8 protein-coding genes are annotated in these 16,831 nt (G+C 66.6%); all 8 read left to right on the top strand.

Annotation, left to right across the window (positions count from 1 at the left end; all coding sequences use genetic code 11):
- The first annotated feature begins 5 nt into the window (after positions 1-5).
- Positions 6-2,519: a hypothetical protein gene (locus JW929_09780; protein MBN1439687.1), complete on the top strand. Its 2,514-nt coding sequence runs from the start codon at positions 6-8 to the stop codon at positions 2,517-2,519.
- A 12-nt stretch (positions 2,520-2,531) separates the two neighbouring features.
- Positions 2,532-4,361, top strand: coding sequence for a hypothetical protein (locus JW929_09785; GenBank protein ID MBN1439688.1), 1,830 nt, complete (start codon positions 2,532-2,534; stop codon positions 4,359-4,361).
- Between the two features lie 12 nt (positions 4,362-4,373).
- Complete coding sequence (locus JW929_09790) at positions 4,374-6,884, top strand: hypothetical protein (GenBank protein MBN1439689.1); 2,511 nt, start codon at positions 4,374-4,376, stop codon at positions 6,882-6,884.
- A 40-nt stretch (positions 6,885-6,924) separates the two neighbouring features.
- Complete coding sequence (locus JW929_09795) at positions 6,925-8,805, top strand: hypothetical protein (protein ID MBN1439690.1); 1,881 nt, start codon at positions 6,925-6,927, stop codon at positions 8,803-8,805.
- A 7-nt stretch (positions 8,806-8,812) separates the two neighbouring features.
- A complete protein-coding gene (locus JW929_09800) occupies positions 8,813-10,933 on the top strand; it encodes an ATP-binding protein (protein MBN1439691.1) in 2,121 nt (706 codons plus the stop codon).
- A gap of 301 nt (positions 10,934-11,234) precedes the next feature.
- A complete protein-coding gene (locus JW929_09805; protein MBN1439692.1) occupies positions 11,235-13,835 on the top strand; it encodes a hypothetical protein in 2,601 nt (866 codons plus the stop codon).
- A 56-nt stretch (positions 13,836-13,891) separates the two neighbouring features.
- Positions 13,892-16,507, top strand: a complete 2,616-nt coding sequence (locus tag JW929_09810) for a DUF4157 domain-containing protein (protein ID MBN1439693.1) — start codon at positions 13,892-13,894, stop codon at positions 16,505-16,507.
- 42 nt (positions 16,508-16,549) lie between these two features.
- Positions 16,550-16,831 (top strand): hypothetical protein (locus JW929_09815; GenBank protein ID MBN1439694.1); only part of this gene is annotated, 282 nt, incomplete at its 3' end.

Here is a 16,831-nt window from a genome sequence, read left to right on the forward strand (position 1 = left end):
CGCCTATGGCCACGGAACAAAAGATCCAACCAGCGGAGGCGTGCCCGGCCTGCACCTTCGACCCCTTCCTGCGGAATCATTTCTTCACCGGCAAGCTGATGACCGCAAGGGATTTCTCCGACGAGACTCGATTCCACAGCGAGAAGATGCGCCATCACAACGTGCGCCTGCACGGCTGGGGGACGGTTTGCGGGTTGAAGGTCCGCGCGCACGAAAATCCCGCCTGCCGGGATCGCTTTGTGGTAATCGAGCCCGGCACGGCAATCGACTGCTGCGGGAACGAGATCCTGGTGACGGAGGCGGCCACGGTCGAGTTGGAGAAGCTTCCGGCGATCGCCGATCTGTTGAAAAGCAAGGATACCGGACTCCGCCGGCTGCAGGTATGCGTGCATTACAAGGAATGCCCGACCGAGGAAGTCCCGGTCCTATACGACGAATGCGGATGCGACGACGCGCGTTGCGCCCCCAACCGGATCCTCTCCTCCTTCGAGGTGGACGCGGTCGTCTCGGAGGCCGGGAGCGACGGAGCCGACGTCCGCGCGCCAAAGTTCACGTGGATCGCCGCGGTCAATCCGCCCCACGCCGCCGGCGCAGCGCTGCATGCCGCGAGCGGCAGGCTGTATGCAATCTCGGCCGACCAGAAAGCCGTCTACGAATTGGATGCGCGGACTTTTAAGGTGCTGGAGACGGCCGCGGTGCCCGGCGTCCCCACGGCGGTCGCGGTTTCGAACAAAGGCGACCTGGTCTTCGTCGCGGCCAAACCGGTCAAAGCCGGCGCCGAGGCGCAGATACACGTTTGGGATACCGCCAAGCTTTCCAAGAAACCCGCCTCCTTCGACCTCAAGGACAGCGACGGGACCGACCTGCGCCTAGCGGTGGCGCCCGGATCGGACGGCCGCCTGTTCGCGCTGCTCGGCTCAGCCGGAACGATGCTGGTGCTCCCGGAGGATCCGCTCAAGAGCGGAGCGACGGCCGCGACGATCAAGCTCAGCGCCAAGGATGTGCAGGGGCTGGCGTTCGGCTCGGACGGGAAGTTCGCCTACACCGCCGATCCGGCCGGCGACAAGGTGCTCGTCATCGACGTGAAAAACAAGAAGGAAGCCGATTCCCTGGCCGTCCTTCCCGCGGGAACGACGCCGACGGGGCTGGCGCTGGTCGCCAGCACCGCCAGCGACCTGCTGGCGGTGGCCAGCAACTCGAAAAAAAGTCTTTATCTTGTCGACCCGCAGGGGAAGACTGCGGTCGGATCGCCGGTCGGATTGGAGCACGCCCCCGTGGACCTCGCCGTCTCGCCCGGCGGGAAATGGGCTTACGTCCTTGAATCCAGCGGCAAAAAAAGCTACCTGCAGGCGGTGAATGTGTACGCCATTCTGCAGAAGCAAGCCCGGCCTTCCGGCGCGGCTTTCGAGGTCGGCGGCGGCAGCAGCGGCATCGCGCTCTCCCCGGACGGCGGCCGCGCGTTCATACCCTACGACGACGATCCATCCGCCTCCGGCGCAGGGGGCGTCGGCGTGATTGGAATCAGCGAAACGGACTGCGCCGACCTCCTGTGGACGGGATTGGACGGCTGTCCCGGCTGCGATTCGCCCAACTGCGTCGTGCTGGCAACGGTCGAGAATTACTCCGCCGGATATAAAATCGAGGACCAAACCGATCCGCCCGCCGACCCGCTTGCGGACCAAGCCGCCCGGACCGCGCGGATCGACAACCGGACCGGGCGGCGGATTCTGCCCAGCGTCTCGGTCCTTGCCGAAATGGCGGAATGTCTGCTGGAACAGGGTTGCGCAGGCGGCGCGGGAACCCAGGGTCCGCCGGGCGAGCAAGGACCCAAAGGCGATCAGGGTGAGAAAGGCGACAAGGGCGATTCCGGCGCGGCGGGAATCCAGGGCATTCCGGGCATTCCGGGCGTTCCCGGCGCGGACGGCGAGGACGGGGCCGGCCTGGAAGAGAATTTGACCCGCATCCAAGCCCTTAGTTGGAGACACGACGAGGGAACCAATCCGTTGGTTACGGTGGACTTCACCATCAACGGCCGAAAGACGAATAAGCCGGGTTTGGTGATCGGCTTTACCCGGGATGTTGTGGTTGGGTATACGGCCAATCCCGGAAAAGTCCCGCACGAGATCAACTACCGACATGTCTTTCAGGTCTTTCAGACCGTTCACGACTTTCAAAAAGTCCAGCGGATTCAATTTACGGGATTGATCGTCCCGGTCGACTTCGCCGTCAACGCTTCCGGAGTGATCATCTCAGCCTCTGAAACCCCGACGCCACCCTCGGCTCCGGGGGTCGCCTTCGTCTTCCTTCAAGACGATTTTCTGAAACAGCAGCTCGACATCGGTTCTGAATTATTCGTCCGCCTGCTGGGCGAGTTTGTGGTCGACGGGAGCGGCAAGGCCGTCGACGCAGAGTTCTGCCGCGCGCAGCTTCCCACCGGCGACCGCCCGGCGGGGAACCCGTACGGCTCCCAGGGGGGCGCCTTTGAAAGCTGGTTCTGGGTCCACAACAAAACCCCATAGAGGAGGGATCCGATGCCCACATCCGATTGCCGAACCTGTCCCGACACCTACTCCGTCAGCACCACCCGGTATTCCCCGGCGGCTCCGTCCCTCCCCAAGCAAAGCTCCGTCTGTCCAACCTGCGGCGGGATCGAATGCCTATGCCGGCCGCGCTTCTTTGACGGACAGCTGCTCAGCGCCGACGACCTCACCCGGCTGGACCGCTACATCGTCGCCAAGAACCGCCTGCACAACCGCTATCTGCACGGGTGGGGGGTGGTATGCGGCCTGGAGGCAGTGTGCGACCCGTGCCAGGATCAGGTGACCGTCCGCAAAGGCTACGCGCTCAGCCCGTGCGGCGACGACATCACCGTTTGCGCCGACGTCACCGTCCCGGTCTGCGACCTGATCACCCAGTGCCGGCGAACGTCCACCGTCGACTGCTACGGCAACACCCTCACCGCGGCGGAACGCGGATGCGAGGACGCGGAAGAGACGTGGATCCTCTCGATCTGCTACGACGAAAAGCCCTCGCGGGGGATCACCGCCTTGCAGGCCTCCTCCGGGGCGGCCTGCTGCTCGAAATGCTCCTGCGGCGGCTCCACCGACTGCGAGTGCATCTGCTACGAGGTGCCCGCCGCCGCGCCGACGTCTTCCTCTCGCCACGTCCCGGCTCAGTGCGAACCGTCCGTTTTGTGCGAGGGATTCCGGTTTTCGGTGTCGAAGGCGACCCCGGCGCAGACCTCGGATTCGCGGAAACGGCTCCAAGGGGAGATGGTCAGCCGTTTCAACGCCTGCCTCCGGGAAGTCTACAGCATCCTTCCGGACCCCCCGCAAAACAAAAACGACCTGGAACAATCTCGCCGGTATTTGTGCGAGTTACTGGAATCCATGCGCGACTTCTTCTCCACGCGCAGTTCCTACGACTGCCAATTGGACGAAAAACTGGCCGCGATCGCCATTCCGCGCCGGAGCGCGTCGATGACCGATCAGCAGTTCGGCGACGTCTTGATCGAGGTTTATTACCAACTGCTGGAAATCCTCGTTGCCTATTTGCGATATTGCCTGTGCAACACGCTGTTGCCACCTTGCCCGGATCCGCCGGCCGATAACTGCGTGCCGTTGGCGGCGGTGAAAATCCAGCGGAGCGGGTGTCGCATCCTGAGCGTGTGCAACTTCAGCACCCGGCGGATTGCGCTTACGGTTCCGGCGCTCTCCTACTGGTTGTCGTGGGCGCCGATTGAGGAAACGCTGCAGAAGATGTTATCGTCGCTGTGCTGCGTTTCGCTCAAAATCCCCCGGGAGCAGCGCACCTCCGCCGCGGGCGTACCGGTAAATGCGGCCGCTGCGGTCAACTACTCGGCTAATTTCTCCTCTGCGCAGCCGACATCCTCCCCGGAAGGCGCTGCGAAGAAGAAAAACGGGAATCAAAAAACCGCCAAAGAGACCGCCCAGGTTTTCGCCCAGGCCTGGGCCGGGCGCTCGGCGGAATTCGACCTTCAAAACCTGATCCTGGACGCGATGGGAATGGTGAACGAACAGGGGTTGCCGTACCTCTCGCCCGAGGAACGGCGCAACCCGTTGGCCACGCTTCTGGCGAACCGGATCGCCGTCCCGCTGGCCGACGCCTTCACGCCCGACCGGCCGGCCGACATTTCCAACCTCGACCGGATTTTAAAAGTCCAAACCGCCGAGGCGCAAGCGGCGAAGGACCAGCAAGCCGCCGGGGAAAAACCCGCCCCCGGCATCTCCTCCGCCGAACTTAAGGAGCTCCGGGCACAGGTGGAAACCCTAAAGAAAACCGTCGCCGAGCAGCAGCGGAGAATCGACTCATTGCCCAAACGGCAGACGCGGCAAGGGTGATGGAGGATCGCGATGACCATCGAGCAGACGCAACGACCGCGGTTCTACCCGGGCCAGTACCTGGGATCCGAGGACCTGTCCGATGCGCTGGAATATTCCCGCCTGCAGGCGGCCCGCCACGCGCTCGGGGCGCATACCTGGGGCATCGCCATCGGCCTCGGACTGCGCGAGGTGCCCGCCATCGGCATGGCCTCCAAGGTGAGCATGGTTATCGATCCGGGATACGCCTGGGACGGCTTCGGGCGGCCGATCGTCGTCCTCGAGCCGTACAAGATACCGGAGGCGCTTTTCGATTCGATCAAATACGATCCGGTCTTGGACGCGCCGGGCAAAGGCCGGCTGACGGAAGTCTGGCTGCGCTACCACGAAACCAAAACCCAAAAACCGCCCCCCGGTTTCGAACCGTGCGACGCGGAAGACACCTACTGCCGGATCCAGGAATCGTTCCTGGTCGACATCGGCTGCAAGCTGGCCCATTCGGAGGACCACGACCCGGTGACGGTGGACGGGAAAAGCGGCGACGCGATGAAGGCGCTGCAATTGTTCGACAGCAGAGCTCCGGCGGTTTACGACGAATCCATCCCCCAGCAGGTCTTTCCGCAAAACGGCGACGCCGTTTTTTGGTTCGTTCCGCTCGGCTACGTGCGTTGGCTGCCGGCGGCAAGCGGCGCGGGCCAGTTTGTCGCCCTTTCGGACAACGACAAGGCAAAGGGGCGGCGGTTCCGGCGGCACATCGGTGTGGTGGCGGAGAACATCGAGGCCGCCGGCGGCGCGATCCGCCTGCGTGACCGCACCGCGGACCCGGCTGCCAGCAAATACACGGTCACCGACGACGAGCTGGTCGACGTGGAAGGCTCCACCCGCGTGGAGGGCGACGTCAACATCGCCGGGGGAGCGCTCAACTTCCGTCACGCCGACGGCACCGACAAGGGCACGGCGCTGCGCGTCCAGCGCGCCGGCGACGGAACGACCGCCGCCGGCGGCCGCACCCTGGGGGTGGGGATCGGCCCCGACACCCAAACCGACAACCGGCTGTCCATCGGACCGCTGACGATCGACACCAGCAAGGATCCGGACGAATACACCCTCGCGCCCAAGGTCACGGTCGTGTCCGACGGCAAGGTGGGAGTCGGTACGACGGCGCCGAACCGGCTTGTGACCCTGCAGGGCGATACGGGGACGTATCTCAACATCAAGGCCGACGGCGGCAGCGAGGAAGTGCTGCTGGGCGCGGATTCGGCCGGCGGCATCGTCTCCGCCATGACCGACCACGACCTGCAGCTGCGCGCCGGCGGGAACAGCACGAAGGTAACGATTAAATCCGACGGGAAGGTGGGCATCGGCACCGGCTCGCCCAACCGCCTGCTGACCCTGCAGGGCGGCGCGGGAACCTATCTCAACGTCAAAGCGGACGGAGGCGGCGAGGAGGTGCTGCTGGGCGCCGATTCGGCTGGCGGTATCGTCTCCGCCATGACCGACCACGACCTGCAGCTGCGCGCCGGCTCCAACAGCACCAAAATGACTATCAAGAAGGACGGAAAGGTCGGGGTGGGGACAACGACTCCCGAACAGCAGCTTCACGTCGTCGGCGGCCGGATCCGCCTGGGAGACTCCGGCGGGACGAAGCGGCTCGACCTGCGCGCCGACGGATCGGCGGTGGACCTGTGGACGGACACCCACCCGCTCTACATCCGCAGCGGAACGAACCCGATCACCCTGAACCCCGGCGGGAGCGAGGGCGGCGTGGGCGTGGGCACCAATACGCCGCAATGCAAGCTGCATGTAACCAAGAGCGTGTCGGGCGCGGAATCGGACGAGACTTCGCACGTGGCGCTGATCGAGAACACCGCCACGGACAACAACGCGGACGTGCTGGCTCTGAAAGTCGGAGTGGTCAATCCCGGGATCAACAACAATTTCCTCACCTGCTTCGACGGAGGCACAGCCCTCGGGGGAATCGATTGCGATCCGCCCTACGGCCCGTACCCGCACAGTTCGATTTATTTTTCCAGCCACGCGGCCGATTACGCCGAAAGCCTCCCGCGTGCGGACGAAACGGAGGCCTTCGAACCCGGCGACGTGATCGGCGTCGTCGACGGCAAGGTGATCCGCCGCACGTCCGGAGCCCACCACGTCGGCGTCGTCAGCGCCCATCCGGTCGTATTGGCCAACTCGCCCCGGCCGGGCGACCCGCGCACCTTCGAGAAGGTCGCTTTCCTCGGTCAGGTGTACGTAAAAGTGTGCGGTCCCGTGCGGGCGGGGGATTGCATCGTCCCCTCGGGTGCGGACGACGGAATCGGAATAGCCGTCCCCGCCGATAAACTCACCCCGCAGCAGGCCGGCCAGATCGTCGGCCAGGCCTGGGAGAACTCCAAAACGGGGGAGATCCGCCGTGTGCTGGTCGCCGTCGGGCTTCCGACCGCGCCAAGCGCGGCGCTCGCCGCCCTCGTTCAAAACCAGGGCCGGCAGATCGAGGAGCTCAGGGAGGAAATCCAGCGCCTGAAGAAAACGCCGGACCGCTAGGCCGCGAGCGGTCCGTAAAGCCTGCGGCGAAAGGCGACCCATGCTGACCATCGGATCCTGCAACTCCCGTTACATCGTCAGCCGGGACGATCCCGAACCGGAACGGCTGCGGTCACGCCTGGATGAGATCGTCCGGCAAAAACTGCCCGCGGCGCTCGCAAGCGCCTTCGGCGGCGGGGAGCCTCCGGACGGCGGATTTTGGTTCATCCGCAGCCTCGACGTCGCCCTCGCCGTCAACACCGCGTGGGACGACAACGAGATTTCCCTCCGCTGGGCGGAGGGGATCGCTCGCTCGTTCTCCGCGGCGACTTCGGACGGCGGCTCCGGGGCGCTGTTCTTCGCCGACCGCGCCGCGTACCTGGCGAGCTATTTCGTCCGGTGCGCGGACGGTTCGCCGGCCCGGGAATGGTTCTTCGAGCCCTTCTCCGGCTTCTCCGCCCTGCCCGCCTCGGCCGCCGTGCGCAGCGTGATCGAGGAGGAGACGGAGGCCGGCGGAACCGCGCTCGTCCGCATGCCGGCCGCGGATCTGGAAAAAGTGCTTTCGATGTTGAGCGACGCGGATGCGCGGCGCATTCTCCTCGCGTTCGGCGGCCGCGCGTCCGCGGCGCCGGCGCAGCCGGCTTCGACGTCGCGGCCGGACATTCCACCCGCCGCCGGGGCACGACCCGCAACGGACTTCCGGGACGCGCCGGAGTTGCTCCTGCGAACCTGGAGCCCGCCGCGGCGGGCGCTCTCCGAACCCGCCGAGGCGCTGTTTCATTATCTGGCGGCCGCGCGGGAGCGGCCGGACGCGGCGGCGATGGCGCTGGCGCAGGCCGCTGTCGCGCTCACCCGCCTGGCGCGCCGCCTCCAGGCGGAAGGGCCGTCCGCCCGGGCGCTGCTTGCGGCGCTGGCCGGGGGCGACCTCGCCACGCTGTACGTCGTGGCCGGAGCGGCCGACGCAGGGGCGCTGCGCGCCTTGCTGGGCGTAGCGCCGGAGACGATTTGGCGGATCGGGCGCGCCGTCGGAGCGCAGCCGGCGCCCCTGGAGGACGCGCAGATAACTCCGGCGACCGCGCGTTTCACGCGGTTCGGCGGCGCTTTCCTGTTGCTGCCGTACGTCGATTCGCTGCCGCTGCCCGCCGCAACGGATCTGCCGCCGCCCCAGGCGGCGGATCCGGAAAGCGCGTTCCGCTTCCTGGTTCTTGTCCGCTGCTTCGGAGCGGAACGGTTCGAAGCCGCCTTCCGGGATCCGCTGCTGCGCGACCTGTTCCGGATCCCGCCGGCCCTTTCTCCCGCCGAAGCCCGCGCATGGGAATCCGCGGTCGCGGCGCAATCGGCAGCCGGATGGCATCCGGAGCTGGCGCGCTGGCAGGCCGCCGTCTGGCCGGAGGACGGCGGGGTGTTCGCGCTCGAACCGCTTCCCGGCGGCGAAGCCGTTCTGCTCGATGCGGAATCGGGCGTCTGGCGCTGGCGGGGAGGAACGGACCGCGGGGAGCTGGCGCGGATCGAAACGCTGCTTCCGCCGGATGCCGCGCTCCACTGCCGCGCGGATTCACTCCGCAGCTCCGCCGCGGAGGCGCTGCCCGGATTCCGGATCCGCGCGGGGGATGCGGCTCCTACTTTCGAGCGCTTCGCGGAGGACGCCGATTTTCTCGAAGCGGAATCCGGCGTCGCCGCGCGGATATTCGCTCCGGCGGCCCAGAACGCGCTGCGCGCATTCGCCCAACGGCTGCCGGGGTTCGCCCGCTCCGGCCTGCCGTACCTCCACCGGAATTTTTTGGATCTGACCGCATCCCTCGAGGAATTCCCGGAGCGGCGGGTCGTCCGGCTGGGGCGGCCGCCGCTGGACCTGGTGCTCTCGATGGCCGGACTCAACCGCGCGTCCCACCGGCTGCGCGGACCGGACGCCCGGCCGTTCGAACTGTATCCGCAGGAGTAATGGATCGATGTTTCCCTCGTCCCGCGAACACCTGGAAGCGGAATTGCGCAGGCTCGACCTGCTGATCCACCGCGAAATCCTGCGCCTGAGGGCCTCGTACCAGCTGTCGCTGGACGAGTTCCGCGGGCTGTACGTCTCCGACGAACAGGTGGACGCGCTCGTCCGGCGCGGCTCCGAAGCCGATCCCGGCCGGCCCGCCGCGGAGGAGCTCACCCTCCGGGCGGCCGAGATGCGCGGCCGGATCGATTCCACCTCCAACCCGCAGATCCCCTGGCGGAGGGTGGCGGGCGAGTTCCAACTCGGCCCCGCCGAGCGGGAAGCCCTGTTGATCGCGTTGGCGCCGGAGTTCGACGGCAAGTACGAAACGCTCTACGCCTACCTTAATAACGACGTCGCCCGGCGCTGGCCGACGGTCGACCTCGTCCGGCGGCTTTCCGGCGGCGAGGGACCGCTGACGCCCGACAACGTGCTGTTCGCCTCCGGATTGTTGCAGACGTTTCCGTCCGCGGCGGAAAGATCCTCATGGCCGGCGGCGGGATTGCGCGCGGCGCCGGTCCTTGCTCCTTATTTAATGGAAAAGCCCATTCTCGATCCGCTCCTGGCGGAATTCTGCCGCGTCGAAAATCCCGCCGCCGGCTGGGAAGGGACCGAATTGCCGCCGACAATGCTCGCCGAGTTGCGGCGGGCGGGCGGATTATTTTCCTCCGAGGCTGCCCCAGCCTTGGTGTTTATCGGGCGCACCGGCGCGGAAAGGCGACGCGCGGCGGGCGCGGTCTGCGCTGAAGCGGGGCTTTCCATTTTATGGCTGGATCCCTCGGCATCTTCAGCCTGGACCCGCTGCGGACCGGTGGCGGCCCTGCAAGCCCGCCTGCACCGATGCGGAATCTACATCCAAAACGCGGAAAGCCTCTTCGACCGCGAAGGGAATCCGCTGCCGGAAAGTGCGGCTTTCGTGCGGACCGTCGCCGCTTCCGGAAGGCCGCTGATCCTGGGAATTCCACCCGGGCTCGATTGGCACGATCTGCTGCGGGATCGGCCGGCGCTGCCGTTTTTCTTCCCCGCCCCATCCTACGAGGGGCGCCTCCGGCAGTGGCGCGGGCAACTGCACAATCGCGGTTTCACGCCTCCGGATTCGGAGCTGGCCGACCTGGCCGGCCGCTTCATGCTCTCCCCAAGCCAGATCGCGCAGGCGGCGGCGCTGGCCGCCGCGCGCCACCTCCTGCGGGGCGGCGGGGACGAGGGACCGAGCCTCGAGACTCTGCTCGAGGCCGCCCGGGAAACCTCCGGGCGGAAGCTCGGGCGTCTGGCCATCAAGCTGGAGCCGGCCCATGATTGGAACGACCTGGTCCTGCCCGCCGCCACGCTGGCCAGGGTGCGCGAGGTGTCCGACGCCATCCGCAACTACAGCGTCGTGTTCGAGGAATGGGATTTCCGGCGCCGGATCATCACCGGCCGCGGTCTGAAGGCGCTGTTCTCCGGCGCCTCGGGGACGGGCAAGACGATGACCGCCGCGATCATCGCCCGCGAACTGGGGCTGGACATCTACCGCATCGACCTGTCGGGGATCGTCAGCAAGTACATCGGCGAGACGGAGAAGAACCTGGACCGGATCTTCCAATCCGCCGAAAGCGGGAACGCGATCCTCTTCTTCGACGAGGCCGACGCCCTGTTCGGCCGGCGCTCGGAAGTGAAGGACTCGCACGACCGCTACGCCAACATCGAGATCTCCTACCTGCTGCAGAAGATAGAGGAATACGGCGGCGTGGTGATCCTGGCTTCCAATATGAGCCACAACATCGACGGCGCCTTCGCCCGCCGGATGAACTACGTCGTCGAGTTCCCGATGCCCGACGAAGCCCGGCGCGAGCGGCTGTGGCGCGGGATGTTCCCCCAGAGGGCTCCGCTCGGGGCGGACGTCGACTTCGCGTTCCTGGCGCGGCAATTCCAGCTTGCGGGAGGGGAAATCCGCAACGTCAGCCTGGAGGCGGCGTTTCTGGCCGCGCGGGACGGGCGCGTCATCCGCATGCGGCATTTGGTGCGGGCGATGGCGCGCGAAACCCTCAAGCAGGGCAAGCTGCCCACGGCGGCCGAGTTCAAGCAGCATTACGCGCTGGTCGGGCGGGAGTAGAAAACAAGCGGACGCTCCCGCTCCGCCTTCCGGGAGATCCGGTGGGATTTGCGGCACGTCCGGCTTCTCTGCCGTTCGCAGGGGAAAGCTCCTCCCGCCCGTCGGCGGATTGCACGGAAGATGCGGGCGGATCAGATCCGCAGGGAAACGCCGGGCTGAAAGCCGGACCGTCTTCAACAGCCGGCGTAAGGGAAGTCCGGATCCCATGCGCATATCGGGAAAGCGCGGAATGAATCCTGCCGGCCTTCCGTCCGCCGGAAGGATCGCGGTACGATCGCCGCCACAGGTATCGGAATTTCGCATGGAAAAAAAGGCTGGAATCGTCCGGAGCGGGGAAGCCGACAACCGCGATGCGGCGAGGATAAACCTTCCCGTCGCCGACGGCCCCGGCTTGCTTCCGGCCGGGAATTTTGCGATGCAACGCCTATCGCGAGCGGGCAGATCCCTTTCCCTGCTTGGCACTCCGCCGGCTACGACACGGGACGGCATTACGACCTTCCACGCTTCGGTTTTGCCCCATCCGATTTCCGAGGCAATCCACATCCACGAAGCGATACACCGCGCGCAATTTTCCCAAGCCGGGCTCCCGCCTTCTTCGCGCGCGGATTTGGAGGAAGAAGCCGGACGCGGGACGCGGGCACTGATGGGCGGCCGCAGTTACCGGGTGGAAGGGTATGCCGCACCGGGGGAAACGTACTCCGCCGACGCGGATTGGTACCGGCGCGCAGCCGGTTTTTCCTCCGGGATGGAAGCCATCGGAAACGTGGTGCGGGAGGTGGCCCGCCGGGTGCGCGCGGAACAAGCGGAGTGGTACGTTTTCTCCGACCGCGTCTTCACCCGCCCCGTCGTCAACCGCATCCTCGGACAAGCGCGCGGATTTCGGTCGCAAGCCGACTCGTTTATCCAGGCGTCGCCGGCCGACGAGCCGATGCTGCCGCAATTGCGCAGCGATCTGACGGATTTCACCAGCGCCATCGAGGTCCTCGAGGCTGAACTCCCTGCGCCGATCGGGACAGGCGAAATGCTCGCCCGGGGGTTCAGCGGCGGAGTAATGGGCGCCGGCGGATCGTTTTTAGGATTCCTTCGCTTGGGCTTGTGGGATTCCTGGGGCCAATTCCTTTTCGACGGATCCGAAACCCGGATCAGCGAAGCGCAAGACGGCTTGGCCAACCTGATGACGAGCATCGACGAGCAGGGGCTCTGGCAAACGGTCTCGCACGGGGCTTCGGATTGGTTTACCCGGTACTCGGAAGGGATTGAAAACGAATACTACACCACCGCCAGCGAGCAGTTCGGCGCGACCGGCTTCGATATTTATTTCGCGGGGCGGGGATTGATAAGCGCCGGGCAAGGCTTGGCGGGATTGAGCCGTGCCGCGCAAATGTTCCGCTTGGCCGGCAATCCGGCGCCGTGGCGGGCGGCGCTGCGCATGGCCGCCAGCGAAGCGATATCCTTCCGGGGTGTCGGCGCATACGGCGGCAGCGGTCTGTTGGGAACCCGGTATGGGCTCCCCACCGTCCCTGCCGGCGCACCACGAGTCCGCGTCATCCGATTTATCACCTCCGAAAGGGATTTGGTCGCAAAGGTCATGCGCGAATCGCCGCGATTGTTCGAAGGCGAGCAACCGCGCACAACTCTCGACATCGCCGAGACGCACCGCCGGGCTTCCGCCGGAAGCCCGATGCAATCGGCGTACCCCTACGCCGACGCCGAAACGATGCTGGTCGCCAATCCCGAGGGATTCAGCGCCGCGCAACGCTCCCCCTATTACGTCGTGATCGAAATTCCCCTCGACGAGGGAGTGATCGACATCAACCGGACGGTGGCGGCGTCGCGCGGCCTCAACCCGGCCGATGTACCCGAGCTGACGGCCAACCGGTACGGAATGCGATTGCCGTCTGCGATGCGGCCGACGGACCTCAGCGTCACCCGGCCCGAAACGCTTGGCGCTCCGCACGAACATCTGCCTCCCGCGCTTCGGGCATGGGCGGAGGCCAATGTCGACTTTCCGGCCGGTAGCCCGGCTCCGGCCGCGCTGGAAGGAGTCCCCTATTTGGAATGGGAGCAGGTGTTGATGGCCGCCGACCTGCGCCCGTTCGTGGTCGAGATCCGTCCCAATCCCGCGTTCAGCGGCGCACGGCCGCCGCTCAACCTGCAAGCGGGCGCCGGATCGCCTTTTCACCCGGCGATGGATCCGGTCGCGCTTTCCGCACTGGCGAGAACTTCGCCGGAAGGCATGCGCGGATTTCTTGCCAGCCGCGATTGGCTGTTGGCGCTTTCCCGAAGCGGGGGAGGCACGCCGCTCACACCGAGCCAGATCCTTTCCGGCGAACGGTTCACGTATTTCGGCGGGAGGGCGCCGGAATTCCTGTTCCCGTTAGGAGCCGCCGGACCGGCGACGGCCGGCCTTTCCCTCCCTCACGCGCAGCCCTCGTCCGCTCCGCCGGCATCCGACCGGGACATGGCGGCGTACGTCGCCTGGATCCAAAGCGCCTCCGGTCAGCCGCTTTCCTCCGATCTCGCCCGCCTCCTAACCCGCCCGGTGGAAAGAGGCGCGCCGCCCGTTCCCGTGGCGATGCAAAGCGCGATGCGGGCGATCAGCACATCGGCCGCCACGCTCAGCGGCATGGGCCGCAGGGTCACCGGATTGCGCGCCGCGCCGAACCTCGTCACGCTGGAAGTCCGCGTCGGGCGGGTCGACCAAGTTGCCCCGACGATCGAAACCATCGTCACCGGATGGGGAAGGGAAGGCCGGGATGTGGAAGCGGGCGTGGTGATCATCGTCGATTCTCCCCCGCCCTCCGGACGCGATCCGTCGGAGGCGATCGGGCCTCTCACCTTGCCGCGGAATCTCCAGGTCCGGATTCTCGATCCGAACGGGAACGAGATTCCCGTTCGCTAGCGGCGTCCGGCGGCGGACGGGCGCAGTGCGGTTCACAATGAAAATGGGAAACCATAATGCGGGATCGAAACCTGGAAATAAAAACGGACGATAAATCGAAACGGTCTTCCCGTTCGCATACCGCCGCGTTAGAGAGGGGAAGGCAAAAGCGCAACGGCTCGGTTGGACCTTCTACGATCGGCAACCTGGACACTCAACGCATGATCCTTTCGGCGGGGAAAGATCCGAACTTACGGATCGGCCATCCCGGCGATGATGCCCGGCCGGACCTTGTGGTGAATCCCGTGCCGTCTTCCGGCGGCAAGCCGCTCGAACCCTTCACCCGCGACATGATGGAAGCCCGCTTCGGGACGGACTTCGGCGCCGTGCGCGTGCACACGGGTAGCGCCGCGGAGGATTCGGCACGGGCGCTGGACGCGGAAGCCTACGCCGTCGGCCGCGACATCGTCTTCGGCACGGGGCGCTACCGGCCGTACGCGCCCGGCGGGAGGCGGTTGATCGCCCACGAACTGGCTCATGTCGTCCAGCAGCGGACCGGCGGGGAGGAGGGACCCGCGCCCGATTCGCCCGATATGGAACAGGCGGCGGACCGTGCGATGCGTCCGCCGCACGTCGGCGGCGGGCCCGTCCCGGCCGGCGGCGCCGCCCGGCCGGGAATCGCGCTCCTGCCCCGCTCGCTGAGAGCATCGGTCGATCCCGCGTCGCTTTCCTACGCAGAAATCGAGGATGAAATATTCGAGATCCGGCGCTGGCTGGCGGACCATCCGGAAAACAGCGCCGACCGCCAGCACCTCCTGGGCGCGTTGCGGGAGATGGAAGGCGCGATGGCGCCTTTGACCGCGGGAGAGCCGGCCGGCCGCGAGGAATTCGGCGCCGCGTTCCGGCGCGAGTTCGCTTCCGTGCTCCACGTCTTCGGCGGAACCTCCGGGATGGCGGCGGAAACCCCGATCGTCATCCCCCTCGAGGGCGTTGAATCCGCGCCGCCGGACCCGCTCTTTGATCTGTTCACATCGGCCCAGCGCGACATGCTGATGGATTTCATCGTCACGCGGCGAATCCCGGAAGGATTGTTCAACGGCGACGAGATCGGCGCGACCGGCGCGCAGCAGCGCATCCTGCTCTCCGCGCACATCCTGGCCGTCGGCACCTACCGTCCGGGCTCCTTCGACCAGCGCGTGCACGCCCGGATGTGTTTCCACTGGGCGCAGATCGTCCATCATTACGCCGGCGCGACGCCGGCGGAAGGCCCGATCAGCACGGGCGTAATGGGCGGCTTCGACCTGTTCGGCCGGGCGATGATCGGTTCCGGCCGGGCGGACAACTTCCAGGAGCCTCCCGTCTACGCCGCGGACCTGCCCGATACGGAGACGCCGGGGGGCGTGGGACCGATCCCCGAAGGCACCGGACACGCCCGCGCGGAAGCGGCCGAGTTGGAACGGATCGAAGCCGATCCGACGGCGCGCCGCATCGTGCACCGCCGACCGGCTTTCCCCCTCGAGCGATTCGGCGAGATCCGGCCGGGGGACTGGCTCTGGTACTACAACGCCAACGCTTCGGGCGGCGGTTCGCACAGCGTGATCTTTTCGCATTGGGAGTCTGATAACGTCCTGACCTCCAAAGCGGGGGTCCCGTACATGGTGGCGGTCTGTTTCAGCCAGGGCAGCCCGGGCGCCGGCGGCCGGGAGCACACGGCCCGCCTGAGCGACCGGTATTCACGGAGCGACCGGGATTCACCGGGCAAGGATATTTATCCGATCACCCACATCACCCACGTCAGCTCGGATTCCCGGCCGGCGGTCACACTCCTGGACGTGCTCCCGGATCCCGGGGCACGACGGCTTCGGCAGATGACGGAAGCCAACCAGCGGTTCCTCCGATCCATGGAGCGCCGCCTTCGGAGACCGGTGAATCCCGGTCTCCTGCGCCAATGGCTCCGGGAACAGAATCTTGCCGGCATCCTTTCGCTGGCGGACCACCTCACCGAACGCCAACAGGAATTGCTCGAGGAGATCAACTCCGCGGAGGACCTCGAGACATTGGTGCGGCTCAACCAGTGGCTGCACGCCCGGGAAACGAACGCCGAAATCCTTGAACGCAATATGGGCGCCACCTTCGATGCCGAGCTCGAGGGGCGGTATGCGGAGGAACAGGCCCGCATCGACGAAGAGCGGGCGGAATCCGAGCGCCAGATTGCGGAGATCGACGCCGTGCTCGGCCCGCTGCGCGCGGCGCTCGAGGCGCAGGAGACCCTCCGCGGGACGCTGGATCTTGCTCCGGAGATATTGCGCCTCCAACGAGAAGTCGGGGGCATCTGGCGCCGGATGCAGGACCTGCCGCGCGGCCCGGAGCGCGACGAATTGCGCCGCCGGAGGAGGGAGTTGCTCGGGAAGATCGAAGCTCTCCGCACTCAACAGACGTCGCGGCGGACGCTGCTGCGTTCGATCCGGGACGACATCCGCGAGCTGCGCCGGAGGATGACGCCGCTCGAACGCCGCCGGAGGCGGATTACGGAGGGGGAAGCCGCGGAGGAACGCGCGCTTCCGTACGGGTTCCTGCACCCCGGCCAGCTGCGTGGGCAGATCACTGGCCGCACCACGGGGCGGCTCGCCGACCTGGAGCCGCAGCCGCCGTGGGCGCTGCTGACGGTTCCGGCCGGGGAGGAGCCGCGGTGAGACTGCCCGCCCGATCGCGCCGATACGGGGTACTGCCAAACCATGCATAAAACCGCGAAAGCATCATCGGCGCTGGAAACTAAAAACACCACCTCCATCCTTCGAACGCACTCCGGCGTCCGCCGTGAAGGTCGGCAGGCGATCACGCCATCGTTGTCTGCCGCCGGCAACCAAGCCTTCCAACGCCTCCTCCAGGAGCGGGCCATCCTGCCGAAGTTGGAAATCGGCTCGCCGAACGATCCACAGGAGCGGGAAGCGGAGGCGGCGGCCGAATGCCTCGCGAACGGGATTCCATGCAATAACTGTATCGGTCCTTCGTTCCAT

The organism is Anaerolineales bacterium (assembly GCA_016928575.1).
Classification (GTDB): domain Bacteria; phylum Chloroflexota; class Anaerolineae; order Anaerolineales; family RBG-16-64-43; genus JAFGKK01.